The 15,798-nt window shown below is 71.8% G+C and carries 17 protein-coding genes; 12 read left to right on the top strand and 5 right to left on the bottom strand.

The window, feature by feature from the left end; all coding sequences use genetic code 11:
• The first annotated feature begins 2 nt into the window (after positions 1 to 2).
• Positions 3 to 833, top strand: coding sequence for a sulfurtransferase (locus ABT170_RS22315; RefSeq protein WP_329946885.1), 831 nt, complete (start codon positions 3 to 5; stop codon positions 831 to 833).
• A gap of 73 nt (positions 834 to 906) precedes the next feature.
• Here ABT170_RS22315 and sepH read toward each other — a convergent pair whose 3' ends face one another.
• Complete coding sequence (sepH, locus tag ABT170_RS22310) at positions 907 to 1,971, bottom strand: septation protein SepH (RefSeq protein WP_329946886.1); 1,065 nt, start codon at positions 1,969 to 1,971, stop codon at positions 907 to 909.
• Positions 1,972 to 2,466: 495 nt separating this feature from the next.
• On the opposite strand from sepH, the gene ABT170_RS22305 reads away from it, so the two are divergent.
• Positions 2,467 to 3,630: a hypothetical protein gene (locus ABT170_RS22305; RefSeq protein ID WP_351870064.1), complete on the top strand. Its 1,164-nt coding sequence runs from the start codon at positions 2,467 to 2,469 to the stop codon at positions 3,628 to 3,630.
• Positions 3,631 to 3,712: 82 nt separating this feature from the next.
• On the opposite strand, the gene ABT170_RS22300 is transcribed toward ABT170_RS22305, so the two are convergent.
• Positions 3,713 to 5,035, bottom strand: a complete 1,323-nt coding sequence (locus ABT170_RS22300; protein ID WP_329946888.1) for a D-arabinono-1,4-lactone oxidase — start codon at positions 5,033 to 5,035, stop codon at positions 3,713 to 3,715.
• A complete protein-coding gene (locus ABT170_RS22295; RefSeq protein WP_329946889.1) occupies positions 4,992 to 6,239 on the bottom strand; it encodes an MFS transporter in 1,248 nt (415 codons plus the stop codon). The genes ABT170_RS22300 and ABT170_RS22295 overlap by 44 nt, the downstream gene beginning before the upstream one ends.
• A 137-nt stretch (positions 6,240 to 6,376) precedes the next feature.
• On the opposite strand from ABT170_RS22295, the gene ABT170_RS22290 reads away from it, so the two are divergent.
• Positions 6,377 to 7,504 (top strand): ferrochelatase, encoded by a 1,128-nt coding sequence (locus tag ABT170_RS22290; RefSeq protein ID WP_329946890.1) that lies wholly within the window; start codon positions 6,377 to 6,379, stop codon positions 7,502 to 7,504.
• 118 nt (positions 7,505 to 7,622) lie between these two features.
• Positions 7,623 to 8,441 (top strand): inositol monophosphatase family protein, encoded by an 819-nt coding sequence (locus ABT170_RS22285; RefSeq protein WP_329946891.1) that lies wholly within the window; start codon positions 7,623 to 7,625, stop codon positions 8,439 to 8,441.
• 101 nt (positions 8,442 to 8,542) lie between these two features.
• Here ABT170_RS22285 and fliE read toward each other — a convergent pair whose 3' ends face one another.
• Positions 8,543 to 8,716 carry a flagellar hook-basal body complex protein FliE gene (gene fliE / locus ABT170_RS22280; protein WP_176740391.1) on the bottom strand — a complete coding sequence of 58 codons (174 nt, stop codon included), beginning with the start codon at positions 8,714 to 8,716 and terminating at the stop codon, positions 8,543 to 8,545.
• A gap of 373 nt (positions 8,717 to 9,089) precedes the next feature.
• On the opposite strand from fliE, the gene ABT170_RS22275 reads away from it, so the two are divergent.
• From ABT170_RS22275 to ABT170_RS22260, 4 genes are all read left to right on the top strand, one after another.
• Positions 9,090 to 9,743, top strand: a complete 654-nt coding sequence (locus ABT170_RS22275; RefSeq protein WP_073721987.1) for a response regulator transcription factor — start codon at positions 9,090 to 9,092, stop codon at positions 9,741 to 9,743.
• 5 nt (positions 9,744 to 9,748) lie between these two features.
• A complete protein-coding gene (locus ABT170_RS22270) occupies positions 9,749 to 10,993 on the top strand; it encodes a sensor histidine kinase (RefSeq protein WP_266924695.1) in 1,245 nt (414 codons plus the stop codon).
• Positions 10,994 to 11,398: 405 nt separating this feature from the next.
• A complete protein-coding gene (locus ABT170_RS22265; protein ID WP_003965732.1) occupies positions 11,399 to 11,695 on the top strand; it encodes a DUF4193 domain-containing protein in 297 nt (98 codons plus the stop codon).
• Positions 11,696 to 11,708: 13 nt separating this feature from the next.
• Positions 11,709 to 12,653: a hypothetical protein gene (locus tag ABT170_RS22260; protein ID WP_329946892.1), complete on the top strand. Its 945-nt coding sequence runs from the start codon at positions 11,709 to 11,711 to the stop codon at positions 12,651 to 12,653.
• Positions 12,654 to 12,865: 212 nt separating this feature from the next.
• On the opposite strand, the gene ABT170_RS22255 is transcribed toward ABT170_RS22260, so the two are convergent.
• The gene (locus tag ABT170_RS22255; protein ID WP_329946893.1) at positions 12,866 to 13,324 is read right to left on the bottom strand and encodes a DUF3093 domain-containing protein; all 459 of its coding nucleotides are present in this window, start codon (positions 13,322 to 13,324) and stop codon (positions 12,866 to 12,868) included.
• 58 nt (positions 13,325 to 13,382) lie between these two features.
• Here ABT170_RS22255 and ABT170_RS22250 point away from each other — a divergent pair, with 58 nt between their 5' ends.
• From ABT170_RS22250 to kdpF, 4 genes are all read left to right on the top strand, one after another.
• Positions 13,383 to 13,967: a PaaI family thioesterase gene (locus ABT170_RS22250; RefSeq protein ID WP_329946894.1), complete on the top strand. Its 585-nt coding sequence runs from the start codon at positions 13,383 to 13,385 to the stop codon at positions 13,965 to 13,967.
• On the top strand, positions 13,967 to 14,494 hold the full coding sequence (dut, locus tag ABT170_RS22245) for a dUTP diphosphatase (RefSeq protein WP_266924702.1): 528 nt from the start codon (positions 13,967 to 13,969) through the stop codon (positions 14,492 to 14,494). The genes ABT170_RS22250 and dut overlap by 1 nt, the downstream gene beginning before the upstream one ends.
• A 1-nt stretch (position 14,495) precedes the next feature.
• A complete protein-coding gene (locus ABT170_RS22240) occupies positions 14,496 to 15,269 on the top strand; it encodes a DUF3710 domain-containing protein (RefSeq protein ID WP_266924704.1) in 774 nt (257 codons plus the stop codon).
• 433 nt (positions 15,270 to 15,702) lie between these two features.
• Positions 15,703 to 15,792, top strand: coding sequence for a K(+)-transporting ATPase subunit F (kdpF, locus tag ABT170_RS22235; protein ID WP_037823947.1), 90 nt, complete (start codon positions 15,703 to 15,705; stop codon positions 15,790 to 15,792).
• The last annotated feature ends 6 nt before the right edge of the window (positions 15,793 to 15,798 follow it).

Here is a 15,798-nt window from a genome sequence, read left to right as displayed (position 1 = left end):
CCATGAAGCCCATCATCACCGCATCCGAATGCGCGAGCGAGTCGGCGGGGCCCCGCCCGCCGGTACTCCTGGACGTCCGCTGGCAGCTGGGCGGCCCGCACGGCCGCCCGGACTACGAGGCCGGGCACATCCCCGGCGCGGTCTTCGTCGATCTCGACGCGGAACTCGCGGGGCCGCCGGGCGGCGGCGGCCGTCATCCGCTGCCGGATCCGGAGACGTTCGGCGCCACGATGCGCCGCGCGGGGGTCTCCCGGGACACCCCTGTCGTGGTCTACGACGGCGGTCAGGGCTGGGCCGCCGCCCGCGCCTGGTGGCTGCTGCGCTGGACGGGGCACCCGGACGTCCGCGTCCTGGACGGAGGTCTCGCGGCGTGGACCGGCGAGCTCTCCACCCGGATCCCGGCTCCCGCCGAGGGCGATTTCCGGCCGGAGCCCGGTGCGCTGGAGACGCTCGACGCGGACGGCGCGGCGGCCTTCGCCCGTTCCGGTCTGCTGCTCGACGCGCGGGCCGCCGAGCGCTACCGGGGTGATGTGGAGCCGATCGACCGGGTGGGCGGCCATATCCCGGGCGCGGTCTCGGCGCCGACCTCGGAGAACGTCGGAGGGGACGGGCGCTTTCTGCCCGCCGGGGAGCTGGCCGCCCGCTTCTCGGGGCTGGGGGCCGCCGGGAGTGCCGGGGGCGTCGGTGTCTACTGCGGCTCGGGCGTCTCGGGGGCGCACGAGGTGCTGGCCCTGGAGATCGCCGGTTTCCGGGGTGTTCTCTACCCGGGCTCCTGGTCCGAGTGGTCCCGTGACGAGTCCCGGCCCGTCGCGACGGGACCCGAGCCCCGGTAAGCCGGGCAGCCGGGACGGAGAAGGGCCCGTACGCGACCGCGTACGGGCCCTTCTCCTGTTGGTCACTTCTCGGTCAGTCCTGCTTCTTGCGGCGGGTGCCGAAGACGATCTCGTCCCAGCTGGGCACCGCGGCCCGGCGCCCCGGGCGGACCCCGTCCGCCTCCGCCTGGCGGTCCGTCGTCCCGGTCAGCCGGTCCCGATGACCGGCCACCGCCCGCGGCATCAGCACGTCCGCGTACGCGGAGCCGGCGCCCGCGGACGCGGCGGCCGGGGGCTCGTCGGCCTCGGGCTCCTGCGTGGCGGGCTCGATCGCGGGCGGCTCGGGCGGTGCGGGACGTTCCGGTACGACCATGTCGCCGCGGAAGCTCGGCACCGCCTCCAGCAGGCTGGTCAGCGAGTCGCGCTCACCGGCCGAGGCGGTGCCGATGTACTCCTCCGGCTCGGGGGCCGGCGGGGCCGGGCGCTCCATCTGGATCTGGCGGTCCAGGGCACGGTCCAGCGGCCGGTCGCGCGGCAGCCGGGCGATCCGGGGCACGAACGGGAAGCTCGGTTCCGGCGCGGCGACGTCCTCGCTCTCGCCGATCAGCGAGCGTGCCTCGTCGTCGACGGCCTGGACCAGTCGTCTGGGCGGGTCGTACGTCCAGCTCGCCGAGTGCGGCTCGCCCGCGACCCGGTAGACCAGGAGGACCTCCCAGGTGCCGTCGTCACGGCGCCAGGAGTCCCACTGGACGGTTTCCTTGTCGGCGCCGCGCAGCAGGAGCCGCTCCTGCACCGCCTCGCCGAGCTGGGGGCCGGTGTTCTCGCCGGGACGGCGCACAGGAGTCTTCCGGGCCCGCTCGGCCATGAAGGCGCGCTCCGCGAGCACAGGGCCCTCGAAGCGGCGCACACGGTCGACGGGGATGCCGGCGAATTGAGCGACCTCCTCCGCGGAGGCACCGGCACGTATCCGGGCCTGGATGTCGCGGGGGCGGAGGTGGCTCTCCACCTCGATCTCGATCTGGCCGAGCCGTGCGCGGTCGTTGCGTACGGCGGCGCGCAGCCGCTCATCGATCGGAAGCGTGTACTCCGTGCTGTCCGCAGCTTTGAGCACCAGTCGTGTGCCGTCGTTCGAGACGGCCACGACACGCAGTTCGGGCATGGGAACCTCCCGGGTGGTGCCTGCCGACGTCACGTGCGTCGCTGCTTCCGCTAGTCGAGTGTGACCTGCCCGGGTGCAGCCTGTCACAACCTTGCCAAGTTGCCCGGCGTGTCGGGCGGTCGCCCTGGAACGCCTGCATGACACGGTTACCTGTTGCGACCCAAAGTAACCCAAAGGATCACTTCGCGTAGCAGGCGCCCGCGTGCCGCCTCGGCACCGCCGGTTCGAGTGCCGCCGTCGGCCCCCTCCGTAGCTGCGGATACCCATGCGGGAGTCCGCCCCAGGGCTCGTCACAGTACTCCATTTGGGCCAGCTGGTGTGGACCGGCGCGCCGCCGAACTTCTCGTGCGGCACGGGAGTTGAGTTACCCAGTTACTTGCGAAATGCCCCCGATGCGTGTCCTGCTTCACAGAATCGCCAGAAACGGAACTATCCACTTCGCTCATTTGTCCCTTCCTGGTGCATGGTGGGAGAGATGTCAAGCAGGGGCTGGTAATGGTTCAGAAGCCGGAAAGTGACACAGAACCCAAGGAAAGGCGTATAGATCTGAGTCTGCCGCAGGTCGCCGGGAGTGCCGTGGCGGCCGTCGCGGCCGCGGTGCTGGCCTCGCAGCTGGGTGTGTACGGAACGATTCTCGGTGCCGGTGTGATGAGTGTCGTCGCCACCTGCGGGGGATCGGTCTTCCAGCACTTCTTCCGCCGCACGGGTGAGCAGATCCGCGAGGTCACCGTCCAGGTCACGCATCCGGCGGGCCGTCAGGTGACCGTACAGACCAGGGAGACGACGCCGGCGCGGGAGACGCGTGCGACGGACCGGCGGGCTGACGACGCCACGACCGTGCTGCCCGCGGCGGGGCTCGACCCGGACCGTACGCGCGCGCTGTGGACCGGTGCCGGGGGCACGGACCCTTCCACCACCTCCGCCGGCCCTTCCACCGGTTCCGGCGGCGCGGACCCGGACCGTACGCAGCTGCTGGACCTCGACCCCGAGCGCACCCGGATGCTGCGGCAGGTGCCGGGCAGCCGCGGACCGGACGGTTCCGATCCGGCCCGGACCCAGCTCGTCCCGCAGGCCGGCGGAGCGACGGAGGCCGCCCCGGACGGACCGGACGACGCGTTCTCCGGGGCGACCACGCACGGCACCCGGCTGCGCGGCTGGAAGCGCCCGGTCCTCGCCGCCGCCGTCGTCTTCGCCGTGTCGATGGCCGGCATCACCGCGTTCGAGATGATCTCGGGCAACGACCTGAGCGGCGGCCGCGGGACGACCGTCGGCTCCGTCGTACGCGGTGGGGACAACGGCTCCGCTCCCTCCGGCCCGGCCCCCTCCGAAGGCACCGGACAGGAGTCGGACGGGGACCGGCAGGGCCCCGGCAGCGGGACCGGCACCACGCCGGGCACGGACGGCGAGGACGGCCGGAGCGCGAACCCGGACAAGGACCGGGACCAGGGCTCGACCGCCGAGCCGGCCCCGAAGCCCTCGGGCTCCGGCGACGGCGGGACCGCGCCGACGCCCGCGCCCACCCCGACGCCGTCCGACGACGGCGGGGACGTCCCCGCGCCGCCGGTCGACCAGGGAGGCCAGGGCGGCGAGGGTGGCCAGGGCGCTGTCCAGGGACAGCAGGGACAGGCCACGCCCGGTACGGACGGCGCGGGACGCTGAGACCGCAGAGCGCCGTCACCGGGAGGACGCCGGTACCCGCCGCTGCCCCCGGGTCCGTACGGACCCGGGGGCAGCGGCGCAGTCAGTCGCCCAGGACGCGGCGCAGGTAGTCGTTGCCGAACAGGCGGTCCGGGTCGAGCCGGTCGCGTACCGCGGTGAACTCGCCGAACCGCGGGTAGACCCCGGCCAGGTACTCGGCGTCCCGGGTGTGGATCTTGCCCCAGTGCGGGCGGCCGGCGTGCGCGGTCATGATCCGTTCGACGGCGGTGAAGTACGCCTGGTACGGCGTGCCCCGGTACAGGTGCACCGCGATGTAGGCGCTGTCCCGGCCCGAGGCCGTGGAGAGGGTGATGTCGTCGGCGGGCGCGGTACGCACCTCGACCGGGAAGCTGATCCGCAGCGGCGAGCGGTCCACCATCGCCTTCAGCTCGCGCAGCGCCTCGACGGCGGCCTCGCGCGGAAGGGCGTATTCCATCTCCACGAAGCGCACCCGGCGGGGGCTGGTGAAGACCTTGTACGGGATGTCGGTGTACGTCCGGGCGGACAGGGCCCGGCTGGAGAGCCTGGCGATCGACGGGATGGTCGCCGGGACCGCCCGGCCGAGCGCGCAGGCGACCTGGAAGATCCCGTTGGACAGCAGTTCGTCGTCGATCCAGCCGCTGACCTTGCCGGGCGGAGCGGCGGGGCCCGCGCTGCGGTTGTTGCGCTTGGTGTTGCAGTTGCCGGTGTGCGGGAACCAGTAGAACTCGAAGTGCTCGTTCTCGGTCACCAGCCGGTCGAAGTCCGCGGTGACCCTGTCGAAGGTCATCGGCTCCTCACGGGCGGTCAGCAGGAAGACCGGCTCCACGGCGAAGGTGATCGCGGTGATCACACCGAGGGCGCCCAGTCCCAGCCGGGCGGCGGCGAACACATCCGGGTTCTCCCCGGCCGAGCACCGCAGCACCGTGCCGTCGGCGGTGACCAGTTCGAGGCCCCGGATCTGCGCGGATATGGAAGCCGAGTCGCGGCCGGTGCCATGGGTTCCGGTGGAGGTGGCCCCGGCGACCGTCTGCTCCATGATGTCGCCCATGTTCGTGAGCGACAGGCCCTCACGGGCGAGAGCGGCGTTGAGCCGCTTGAGGGGGGTGCCCGCCTCGACCGTCACCGTCATCGCCGTACGGTCGATCTCCCGGATCCCGGTGAGCAGCTCCGGGCGGATCAGCACCCCGTCGGTGGCCGCCGCGGCGGTGAACGAGTGCCCGGTGCCGACGGGCTTCACCCGCAGACCGTCCTCACGGGCCCTGCGAAGGGCCTCGGCGAGCTCGTCGACGGAGGCGGGGGACACGGCCCGTACAGGTCGGGCGGTGACATTGCCCGCCCAATTACGCCACGTGTTCGCCGTCGTCCGTGCGTAGGTGTCCGTCATCTGCCCCGCGCCCTTCCGTAGGTACCGGCTTGGCAAGCCGGCGATACCCCAGGAACGCCACCGCGGCCGCGAGCGCTCCCGCCACGGCGGGCACCACGTACGCCGCCTCTGCCCCCGACGCGTCGACCACCCAGCCCGCGGCCGAGGAGCCGAGCGCCACACCGACCGCGAGCCCGGTACTGGTCCAGGTCATGCCCTCGGTCAGCTTGGTGCGCGGTACGTGCTGTTCGACGAGGGCCATGGTGGTGACCATCGTCGGTGCGACGGCGAGGCCCGCGACAAAGAGCGCCACGGCCAGAAACGGAAGGTTCCCGGCCAGTTGGAGGGGGATCATACTCATGGCCATCGCGCAGACTCCCACCAGCCACCTGGTGGAGGACTTCCCCTTCAGGTGCAGCAGCCCGAACACGGCTCCCGCCAGGCACGAACCCAGCGCGTAGACCGCCAGCACGAGACTGGCCGCCGCCTTGTGACCGCGCTCCTCGGCGAAGGCCACGGTCACCACGTCGACGGCCCCGAAGATCGCGCCCGTCGCCACGAAGGTGATCACCAGGACCTGGAGGCCGGGTGAGCGCAGCGCCGAGCCGCCGGTGTGCTGCGACTTGGGGTGCGGCACCGGCTCGGTGGCGCGCTGCGCGGTCAGCCAGAAGACGCCGATCACCAGGAACCCGGCGGCCAGCAGCGGTCCCGCCTCGGGGAACCACGCGGTGGAGAGCCCGATCGAGATGATCGGCCCGAAGATGAAGCACACCTCGTCGACGATCGACTCCCACGAGTACGCGGTGTGCAGATCACGGGCCGAGCCGCGGTAGATCTCCGCCCAGCGGGCCCGGACCATCGACCCCACGCTGGGCACACAGCCCGCGCCCGCGGCGAAGACGAACAGGGTCCAGTCCGGCAGCCGTTGCTGGGCGCAGATCAGCAGTCCGGCGACCGCCGCCACCGCGACCAGGGTGACCGGGCGCAGCACCCGCCGCTGCCCGTACCGGTCGACCAGCCGGGAGATCTGCGGCCCGAAGACCGCCGCCGCCATGGCCAGCGTGGCCGAGAGCGCGCCCGCCAGCCCGTAGCGGCCGGTGAGCTGAGAGACCATGGTCACGACGCCGATGCCCATCATGGACAGCGGCATCCGGCCGAAGAATCCGGCGGTGGAGAATCCCTTGGAGCCGGGGGCGGCGAAGATGGCGCGGTAGGGGCTGGGCAACGGACACTCCGGTCGAGCCTGTCATGCGTGAAGATGGCCGATACAGCTTATGGCTTTCCGTCCGGTACGGAAGGGGCCCGGTCGACGGACGGATGTCGGGTGCCGCGCCGTCCCGGCCGGGTGGCAGGATCGGGGGCATGTCCGATCTGCGCGATCCCGCTCCCTACGACGCCCTGCTGCTGCTCTCCTTCGGCGGTCCCGAGGGCCCGGACGATGTGGTCCCGTTCCTGGCGAACGTGACCCGCGGCCGCGGCATCCCCGAGGAACGGCTCAAGGAAGTCGGCAAGCACTACTTCCTGTTCGACGGCGTCAGCCCGATCAACGCGCAGAACAGGGCGCTGCTCGACGCCCTGCGCAAGGACTTCGCCGACCACGGCCTGGACCTGCCGGTCCACTGGGGCAACCGCAACTGGGCGCCGTACCTCACCGACACGCTGCGCGAGATGGTCGCCGACGGCCGCCGCCGGATCGCGGTCCTCGCCACCAGCGCCTACGCCTCCTACTCGGGCTGCCGCCAGTACCGCGAGAACCTCGCCGAGTCGCTCGCTGCCCTGGAGGCCGAGGGGCTGGAGGTTCCGCGCGTGGACAAGCTGCGGCACTACTTCAACCACCCCGGGTTCGTACGGCCCATGGTGGACGGCGTGCTGGCCTCCCTGGCCGACCTCCCCGCGGATGTCGCGGCAGGTGCCCATCTGGCCTTCACCACCCACTCGATCCCGGACTCCGCGGCCGACACCTCCGGGCCCCCCGAGGCGCACGGCTCCGGTGGCGCCTATGTCGCCGAGCACCTCGACGTCGCCCGGGTGATCGTCGAGGCGGTGCGCGAGGAGACCGGCATCGAGTACCCCTGGCAGCTCGTCTACCAGTCGCGCAGCGGCGCCCCGCACATCCCGTGGCTGGAGCCCGACATCTGCGACCACCTGGAGGCACTCCACGGCGAGGGCGTCCCGGCGGTCGTGATGGCCCCGATCGGCTTCGTCTCGGACCACATGGAGGTCCTGTACGACCTCGACACGGAGGCCACCGCGAAGGCCGCCGAGCTCGGCCTGCCGGTGCGCCGCTCCGCGACGGTCGGCGCCGATCCGCGGTTCGCCGCCGCCGTACGCGAACTGGTCCTGGAGCGCGCCGCCGCCGAACGGGGGAGCCGTCCGGAGCGCTGCGCGCTGGGCGCGCTCGGCCCGTCCCACGACCTGTGCCCGGCCGGCTGCTGCCCGGCCAGGGTCCCCGGGCCGGCCGCCGCGGGTGCCGACAGCCCGTACGCGTGAGGCGTACCGGCGGGTCAGCCGGCCGCGCCGGTACGCCTGCCCGCCCCCGCGTCCGTACGCCCGCACGCCCTCGCGTCCGTACCGAGCCGCCCGTCCGAACCGAGTCCCCGGGAGCGCCGTGACCGACCCCACCCTGTCCGAACTGCTCGACCTCGCCCTGGAGGCGGCCCGCCGCGCCGGAGCCCTGCTGCGCGACGGCCGCCCGGCCGACCTGGGTGTGGCCGCGACGAAGTCCAGCCCCATCGACGTCGTCACCGAGATGGACATCGCCGCCGAGAAGCTGATCACCGGCTTCCTGTCCGACCGCCGCCCCGAGGACGGCTTTCTCGGCGAGGAGGGCGCCAGCTCCGCCGGAAGCAGTGGGATCCGCTGGGTCATCGACCCGCTCGACGGCACGGTGAACTACCTCTACGGCCTGCCCACCTGGGCCGTGTCCATCGCCGCCGAACGCGACGGCGAGCGGGTCGTGGGCGTCGTCGAGGCACCGATGCGCCGGGAGACCTACCGGGCGGTGCTGGGCGGCGGTGCGACGGTGACGGGCGATGCGTCCGCGAACGCCACCGCGCTGCGCTGCCGGCCCGCCGCGCCGCTGGACCAGGCCCTCGTGTCGACCGGCTTCAACTACGTCACGGCCGTCCGTACGCACCAGGCGGACATCGCCCAGCGCCTCATCCCCCGGCTGCGGGACATCCGGCGCAGCGGTTCGGCCGCCGTCGACCTCTGCGATGTCGCCGCCGGGCGGCTCGACGGCTACTACGAGCGCGGGCTCCACCCGTGGGACCTGGCGGCGGGTGACCTCATCGCCCGGGAGGCGGGCGCGCTCACCGGCGGACGCCCCGGACGGCCCGCGGACGGGGACCTGACCGTGGCCGCCGCCCCCGGCGTCTTCGAGCCGCTCCAGGCGCTGCTCGAAGAGCTGGGCGCCTGGCACGACTGACGCAACGCCCGCCGAAGCCCCTGGTGGGGGCGTCAGCGGGCGTTCGGACGCAGCAGAGGGCCCCGGCGCCGATCACGGCACCGGGGCCCTCTCGCAGCGACTCAGACGCTTGTGGCGCCGATTTCGACGCCGTGCTCGGCGGCCAGGCGGTGCAGGTCGTCCAGCTCGCCCTGCTCGACATCCGCGAGGAAGTCGTCGCCCGTCTCGCGAGCCTTCGTGAGGTCGGACTCGGTCGTCTTGATGCGTTGCAGCAGACCTGCGGTGAAAGCGTCCATAAAGCGCCCCCTCATCGTGGGTCGGTGGCACGGGGGTGTGCCCGGGAATCCTCCGGCCGGAGCCGAAGGAGCGGGTGATCACGCCATTTCGCCGGTGAAACGGAGCGGGCTGTGGCATGCCACGTGCATGGCGTGATCGCGGGTGTGAACCCCTCCTCCCCATGCGAAGTCTCAGAGAAACCTCAACTGCGCCGGGAATCCGGCCCATTCCGTGGAGCAGCGGGCCGCGGTGCGTCGTCTTACCGCCGGTTTATGCGCGTTGCGGGCAGGATGGATGCGCACAGTCGGCGCGGCTGACCGTGGAACCCGGGCGGCCCCGACCCGGGCCGCCCGCTGTGTTGACCTGTCGAAGGACCTAAGGAAGGAATGCGCCGTGCGCGTACTCGTCGTCGAGGACGAGCAGCTGCTCGCCGATGCGGTGGCCACCGGACTCCGCCGGGAGGCCATGGCCGTCGACGTCGTCTACGACGGCGCGGCGGCCCTGGAGCGCGTCGGGGTCAATGACTACGACGTCGTGGTGCTGGACCGGGACCTCCCGCTGGTCCACGGTGACGACGTCTGCCGCAGGATCGTCGAGCTCGGCATGCCCACCCGGGTGCTCATGCTCACCGCCTCCGGGGACGTCAGCGACCGCGTCGAGGGCCTGGAGCTGGGTGCGGACGACTATCTGCCCAAGCCCTTCGCCTTCAGCGAGCTCACCGCCCGGGTGCGGGCCCTGGGGCGGCGTACGACGGTGGCACTGCCGCCGGTCCTGGAGCGGGCGGGCATCAAGCTCGACCCGAACCGCCGCGAGGTCTTCCGGGACGAGCAGGAGATCCAGCTGGCCCCGAAGGAGTTCGCGGTGCTGGAGGTCCTGATGCGCAGCGAGGGCGCCGTCGTCTCGGCCGAGCAGCTGCTGGAGAAGGCCTGGGACGAGAACACCGACCCGTTCACCAACGTGGTGCGGGTGACCGTCATGACCCTGCGGCGCAAGCTCGGCGAGCCGCCCGTCATCGTCACGGTGCCCGGCTCCGGATACCGGATCTGAGGGCCGTGGCCGCCTCCCCGGCGCCGCTCACGGCGCCTCCGAAGCCCACCTGGGAGCCCAAGCAGCAGGAGCCCCCGTACCCGTGGCTGCGCCCGACCATCCGGATACGGCTCACCCTGCTGTACGGCGGAATGTTCCTGATCGCGGGCATCCTGCTGCTGTCGATCATCTACATGCTGGCCGCGCAGGCCCTGCACGTGGGCACCGAGCTGCCCTTCAAGCTGCTGCCCGACAGCAAGATCCAGCTGACCAACAACGCCTGCCCGGCGCTCACCCCGGGACTCTCCGCCGACCAGGCCAACGCCGCGCTCAAGGCGTGCAACGTGGAGCAGCGCCAGCAGGCGCTGGACACCCTGCTCAACCGTTCGCTGCTGACTCTGGTCGGCCTGAGCGTCATCGCGTTCGCCTTCGGTTACGCCATGGCCGGCCGCGTCCTGTCCCCGCTGGGCCGGATCACCCGTACCGCCCGCAGGGTGGCGGGCACGGACCTGTCCCGCCGGATCGAGCTCGACGGCCCGGACGACGAGCTCAAGGAGCTCGCCGACACCTTCGACGACATGCTGGACCGCCTGGAGCGGGCCTTCACCGCCCAGCAGCGGTTCGTCGGCAACGCCTCGCACGAGCTGCGCACGCCGCTGGCGATCAACCGCACGCTGCTGGAGGTCCATCTCTCCGACCCGGAGGCCCCGCCGGAGCTCCAGCAGCTGGGCAAGACGCTCCTGGCCACCAACGAACGCAGTGAGCAGCTGGTCGAGGGACTGCTGCTGCTCGCCCGCAGCGACAACCAGATCGTCGAGCGCAAACCGGTCGACCTCGCGGAGGTCGCCGAGCGGGCCATCGACCAGGCGCGTGCGGAGGCCGCCGCGAAGGGCGTGACGATCCGCGGGGAGCGGGCCGAGGCCGTCGTCCAGGGCAATGGCGTCCTGCTGGAGCGGATCGCGCTGAACCTCGTCCAGAACGCCGTGCGCTACAACGTGGCCGAGGAGGGCTGGGTGGAGGTCACCACCGAGCTCCAGCCCGGACAGGCTCTCCTGGTCGTCTCGAACACAGGTCCTGTGGTGCCGGCCTACGAGATCGACAACCTCTTCGAGCCCTTCAGGCGGCTGCGTACGGAGCGCACGGGCAGCGACAAGGGGGTCGGTCTCGGCCTGTCGATCGCCAGGAGCGTCGCTCGGGCCCACGGAGGCCGTATCATCGCGGAGCCCCGCGAGGGCGGCGGTCTCGTGATGCGCGTCACCCTGCCGGTCTGAAAGGCTGCACGGTGTGACGCCCGCACCGAATCTCCATGTTCGCTTTGGGCGGAATTTTCAGGACCCGTTCCTGGTCGATCCGTGTGTGATCGATCACAGGAGCGAATTTCAAGCCATCAACTCTCCGTGATCAGGCCTCCTCCGGAAAGCCGGTAATCGTCCGGGTTTTCGGGGGCCGATATCACGGGAAGTACACGGGGTGGCGCCCGTGAACTGCACCATGTGGACCGTGTACGGTCCCCATCGCCACCCAAGCCGACCGCCGCCGAGGCGTCCGGTTGGGTGTCGATTGAGTAACAGACCTTGATGTGAGGCAAAATCTCCGCCTCAGGTCGGGCACAAGTCCGGCCTCTCACGCGTTACGTGCGCTGAGACACCGCAGACACCCATGAGGGGGAGAGCGACATGGCAACGGATTACGACACCCCACGCAAGACCGACGACGACGTGGACCAGGACAGCCTCGAAGAGCTCAAGGCTCGTCGGAGCGACAAGACGGCATCCGCCGTCGACGTCGACGAGTTCGACGCCGCAGAAGGACTGGAGCTGCCCGGCGCGGACCTCTCCAACGAGGAACTGGCCGTGCGGGTCCTGCCCAAGCAGGCCGACGAGTTCACGTGCATGAGCTGCTTCCTCGTGCACCACCGGAGTCAGCTGGCCCGCGAGAAGAACGGCCAGCCGATCTGCCGCGACTGCGACTGAGGTCGCGTCGGCCGTGGCAGGCGACACACCGTTCCGGAAGCGGCGCCTGAGGCGCGGGCACGGTCCGGAGACGGAACAGGGCGGCACAGGCCCGGCAGAAGGCGTTCACGCGTCTGCCGAGCGTTCCGCCGCCCTGCCGGACCATTCCGGCACCTCCGACGACGAGCGGGGCCGTTCGGCCTCGCTCGAAGCGGCAGGGGCGGCAGGTGTGCCGGACAGCGGCGAGCAGGCGGGAGGGGCGGAGCCCACGACCGGGGCAGGCCGTCTGAACACACTGAAACGGGGCGTACGAAAGGGCGGGGAGAGAGCCAGGGCCGCGGCCGGCATGCTGGCCGACCGGATCATCGACACGGCTCCCCGCGTTCCGGTGCGCGACCTCGCCACCTTGCGCGGACAATTCCCGGGCCTGGGTCCCGAGGAGCTCGCGGACAAGCTCATCGCGGGCGCCAGCAGGGCCACCGCGACCGTCGGCGCGGGCATCGGGGCGGCGGCCATGCTGCCCGTACCGCCCGCCATGCTGGCCGAGCTGGCCGCGGAGATCACCGGCGTCGCCGCGATCGAGATGAAGCTCGTCGCCGAGCTCCACGAGGTCTACGGCAGGCGCCCGCAGGGCAATCTCGCCCAGCGCTCCACCGCCTACCTCACGTCCTGGACGGAGGAGCGCGGCATCGACGTCTCCCGGCCCACCACCCTCAACGCCGCGCTGGGCGGCCAGATGAAGCGCGAGCTGCGCCAGCAGATCATGAAGCGCATGGCACGCGATCTGCCGAACCTGATTCCGTTCATGATCGGCGCCGCGGTCGGTGCCGTGATGAACCGCCGCGACACCAGGAAGCTCGCCGAGCGGGTCAGGAACGACCTGCGCAAGGACCAGGTCGCCTGGGACCGGCTCACCGGGCTGCCCCCTCTGGAGCAGCCCGCGATCCCGGCCGTGCTGCCCAAGGAGATCGAGGGCTAAGGGCTGTCCCGCAATTCCTGGCGGGCGCACGACGACAGCCACGGCACCTCGCCGCGTTGTCGAAACGCCCGAATACATTCAGTATGCGGGCGCCTCTCCGCCTTGCGATGCACCGCATCCGACGCCGCGCGCTGATCCACCAGGAATTGCGGGACAGCCCTTGGGCCCCCGAAGCCCCGGGGAGTCGAGGACCGGCCCCCGGCGAGGGGCGCTCAGCCCGCCCGTACCGCCGTGAGCGCCGCCGCCAGGCCGCGCGGGTCCCGGGTGGAGACGTACACGTACGGGGTCGGGTCGGCCGGGTCCGTGACCTCCACCCGTACAGCCGTCGGGACATAGCTGCGCAGCAGCATGAACGCCCGCGCGTCCGCCTTGTGCGTGCGCCAGGCGCGCGCCTCCTCCGCGTCCAGCACCTCGGGCTCGCCGAGCGCCGACAGCGGGATCCGGGCGTCGCCCGCGACCAGGGCACCCGCCACCACGCGGATCCGTACGGAACCGTACGAACTCACCACGACCGCCGTGGCGGCGGTGCCGCCGACCAGACCGCCGAGCAGGGGCAGGGTGCCGAGCGGCAGGAGCATCAGCGCACAGGCGATCCCGACGCCGAAGGCGATGAACCACCAGGAACGGGGAGCGGTGAGACGTTCGTCGAAGGGCGGTGCGGAAGGCTGCATGAAGCCAAGCTTGGCACGGCGCGACCCGGGACAGTCCGCGCGGGTAAGGTCTGCGCCTGTGAGTGGAACATCTGCAGCTCTGACACCCCCGGCCGACGCGGTGGCGCCGGTCCGGCACCCCGACGCGCCCGCCCCCGGCGAGCTCCTCGGCGCGCACTACGAACACTGTTTCGGCTGCGGCGGGGGACAGCCGCACGGCCTGCACCTCCAGGCACGGGCCGGCGACGGTGTGAGCGTGACCGCGGAGTTCACCGTGCAGGCGGCCCACCAGGGAGCTCCTGGCCTCGCGCACGGCGGCATCCTGACCACGGCGCTGGACGAGACCCTCGGCTCGCTGAACTGGCTCCTGCGGGTGATCGCGGTGACCGGACGGCTGGAGACCGACTTCGTGCGGCCGGTCCCGGTGGGCACCGTGCTGCACCTCGACGCCCGGATCACCGCCGTGCACGGCCGGAAGATCTACTCCAGCGCCACCGGCCGGATCGGCGGCCCGGACGGGCCCGTCGCGGTCCGTGCCGACGCCCTGTTCATCGAGGTCAAGGTCGACCACTTCATCGAGAACGGCCGTCCGGCCGAGATCCGCGCGGCGATGGACGACCCCGACCAGGTCAGGCGCGTACGGGCCTTCGAGGTGAACCCCTGATGCGGCACCCCGTCGACGTACTCATCCGCCGGGTCGACCCGGACGTGCCCCTTCCGTCGTACGGACATCCGGGCGACGCGGGGGCCGATCTGGTCACCACCGAGGCCGCGGAACTCGCCCCCGGCGAGCGGACCGTGCTGCCCACCGGAGTGTCGATCGCCCTGCCCGACGGGTACGCCGCGTTCGTCCACCCCCGCTCGGGCCTCGCGGCCCGCTGCGGAGTAGCTCTGGTGAATGCCCCAGGGACGGTTGATGCCGGGTACCGTGGGGAGATCAAGGTGATCGTGGTCAATCTCGACCCGCGCGAGACGGTGCGGTTCGAGCGCTTCGACCGGATTGCCCAACTGGTCGTCCAGCAGGTCGAGAAGGTGCGCTTCCACGAGGTGGCGGAGCTTCCCGGATCGGCGCGGGCCGAAGGGGGCTTCGGGTCCACCGGCGGTCACGCCGCTGTGGACGGCGTCAGGGGCGACATCACCCACGGTGGGAACAGCTACGCATCGGTCGTATCCGACCGGGAAGGACATTGACGTGTTCGGACGTCGCAAGAAGAGTGGTTCCGCCGAGGACACGGCGGACGAAGCGCGCGAGGCCGGACAGGTCGCCGACGAGCTCGACGGTGCCGATGAGGCCACGACCGGTGCTCGCCGGACGAACCTTCCGCCGGCCCCCAGGCCGGACGGGCCGTGGGACATCGAGGAGGTCTCCCAGCCCGGCGAGGGCCGGGTCGACCTGGGCGGCATCTTCGTCCCCGGTGTCGAGGGCATGGAGCTGCGGGTCGAGGTGGCCGGGGACGCGATCGTCGCCGCCACCGTCGTCCTGCGCGACAGCGCGGTCCAGCTGCAGGCCTTCGCCGCCCCCAAGAAGGAGGGCATCTGGGGCGAGGTCCGCGAGGAGATCGCCTCGGGCATCACCCAGCAGGGCGGGATCATCGACGAGGTCGAGGGCCCGCTGGGCTGGGAGCTGCGCGCCCAGGTCCCCGTACAGCTCCCGGACGGGACGAACGGCGTGCAGCTGGTGCGCTTCGTCGGCGTCGACGGACCCCGCTGGTTCCTGCGCGGTGTGATCTCCGGCCAGGGCGCCGTGCAGCCGGAGGCCGCCGGGCTGCTGGAGACGATCTTCCGGGACACCGTGGTCGTCCGCGGGGAGGGCCCGATGGCCCCGCGCGACCCCATCGTCCTCAAGCTCCCCAACGACGCCCAGATGGTGCCCGAGGGCGTCCAGCAGGAGGAGCAGGAGAACTCGAAGTTCTCCGGCGGTATGGGCCAGCTCCAGCGTGGACCCGAGATCACCGAGGTCCGCTAGAGAAGCGCTCGCAGCAGACACCGGCCGGTGGGCCGCACCCCTTTTCCGGGTGCGGCCCACCGGCCTTTTCGCTGCCTCTGCCGCGCCCCGGCCTGTCCCGGCGCGCCCCTGTACCTCTTCCGCCGCGCTCCCGCCGGGCCTGGGGCGGGTTTCGGCCGGGCTTCGGCCGTGCCGGATCCACGCGGTCGGCCCGTGTCCGAGGGGCGCGCGTATGGGGCGCGTATCGGGCACGTATGAGCGGCATCAAGGGCGTGCGTCTTCCCGTAAGGAAGGCATCAACGCAGGCGGCGGGGGCTCCTGGCGGATGTTTGCTCAAGAGGTCCGAAAATCCGTACCTCATCTAGGAGCACACGATGGCCGATGTGGCCTTCGTCGTCACCACGATCGCGGTGTTCGCGTTGGTGGCTCTGGTCGCGCGGGGGGTGACGAAGCTGTGACTGCCGAGAATGTTGTCGGTCTGATCGTGGCCGTCGCCCTGCTGGGCTATCTCGTCCTCGCCCTTCTGTATCCGGAGAGGTTCTGAGCCCGG

The organism is Streptomyces sp. NPDC001787, from assembly GCF_040297465.1.
Taxonomy (GTDB): domain Bacteria; phylum Actinomycetota; class Actinomycetes; order Streptomycetales; family Streptomycetaceae; genus Streptomyces.
This window is presented reverse-complemented; position numbering and strand designations above follow the sequence as displayed.